The 1,684-nt window shown below is 37.6% G+C and carries 2 pseudogenes; both read right to left on the bottom strand.

Going from position 1 to position 1,684, the window contains the following annotated elements:
- Positions 1-427, bottom strand: a pseudogene (locus tag H4K35_RS15505) (gliding motility-associated C-terminal domain-containing protein); the annotation flags it as partial.
- A gap of 4 nt (positions 428-431) precedes the next feature.
- Positions 432-1,684 (bottom strand): annotated as a pseudogene (locus H4K35_RS15500) (hypothetical protein); the annotation flags it as partial.

The raw sequence follows: 1,684 nt of genomic DNA, 5'->3' as shown, positions 1-1,684 counted from the left end.
CTTGTACTATACCGTCTTGAAAATCAACACTCCCTTTGATGTTCATCTCGTTTTTTAAATCAAAGCCCATCACTGGGGTTGGATTATTTAGGGTAACCCGATAAAATTCAGAAGGTTGAGTACCAGAAATCAGCTGAGCACCGCCTTGCCCCTCTTCGGAAGGCGTGAATATAGCATGCCCACTAGTGGATCCTGTACTGGGATAATATAAATTATCGTTGTTGAAATTGCTGTAATAATAGGTGGTCCCATCACTCTTAACAACGCCGCTATTGGTGTTGTTAAAGTCATAACTAGTACTCACTATTGCCTCAGGGCTAATAGTCAATGTACCTTGATTAACTAAAGTGTTTTGATAAGGAGCCTGCCCAAAAATGGGCAAGACTCCAACCAAAAAACACACAAATACTTCTATATTTTTTTTCATAACTTTATTTTTTTTCAAATATGTGAAACACAGGGTCTAACACTTTAACTTCAAGTACATTTACATTTGGAGTTGATAAATCAAAATAACCTTCATCCGTTGGGCCTCCTTCGTTATCTCGGAAATTGGAATTACGCGGACTTACTCTAATTTCCAATACGTTTCCTGTAGGAAGTAAGTTTAAATTGTCTGAAAAGGTATATATCCCTGAATATGAGTGGATAAAATTTCTATCAAATCCATCGGGTACTCCAAACGTATATCGTGCTGGGAAAAACTTTTTCACCAAGACACCATTGATGTAAATATCCGCATTCATGATTGCAATCGTTTTTCTCACTGTATTTTTTGATCCTACAGTAAGCGTTGTACACTCAAGGGAGAAAGCAAAATTCATATACTTAGAAGCATCTAATTCTCCTGTTAGATCAAATGTATTGATGTAAATCGTTTCTGTTGGGAGATCAACTTCTTTAAAGTAGTTTGTAGAAGCAAAAGCTTGTCTCACATTAAATTGTTCATGCGTCCAAAGGCTTTCCTCTTCTGTACTAGGTCCACCTGTTAAAACATTGGTTAATTCATAAGATTGAAAGGTGGGAACTTTAAATGTTAGTCCTGTATTTACTATGGGCGCTCCTGTTTCATCAATTTCATTCTCATTGTAGAATGTCAAAGACCCATTTTGATTATTCACCAATTTGGTAACCGTTTCATGGGCTTTAATAACAGGAGCTATCTCCAAGACAGTATCTAGCCCATCTTCTGCGGTAAATGTCACTGTTCCAGTCGTAGCATCACTCGTTATACTAGTTTTAGTTTCAAATGCTTTAACTGCTGCTTGTACATCAACTGTAGTTGTATTGCCCTCTTCATCTTTATAGGTCAATGACCCCGATGCTGCTGTAAAATTTAAAACGGTAAGGGTTTCATGTGCTTTGACAATAGCTGCTACATCAATCGCTTGCTTACTTCCATTGGCATCCGTATACTCAAATTTGGTTCCGTCATAATACATATTACCTCCATTCTGAGCAATCAACTCCACCACTTTATTCTTTACCGCTTCATTGGAAATAATCGTCTCAAATTCTTGAATCACATCGGCGGGAACATTGATTATTGCTGTTGTACCATCTTCTGATGTATAGGTATAGGTACCATCGTTGTTATGGACTAAGGTCGTTTGGGTTTCATGTGCTTTGACAATAGCTGCTACATCAATCGCTTGCTTACTTCCATTGGCATCTGTATACTCAA

Origin of the sequence: Myroides sp. NP-2, from assembly GCF_014145665.1 — a bacterium.
Classification (GTDB): domain Bacteria; phylum Bacteroidota; class Bacteroidia; order Flavobacteriales; family Flavobacteriaceae; genus Flavobacterium.
Note: the sequence above shows the minus strand (reverse complement) of the source record. Positions and strands in the feature narration are given on the sequence as shown.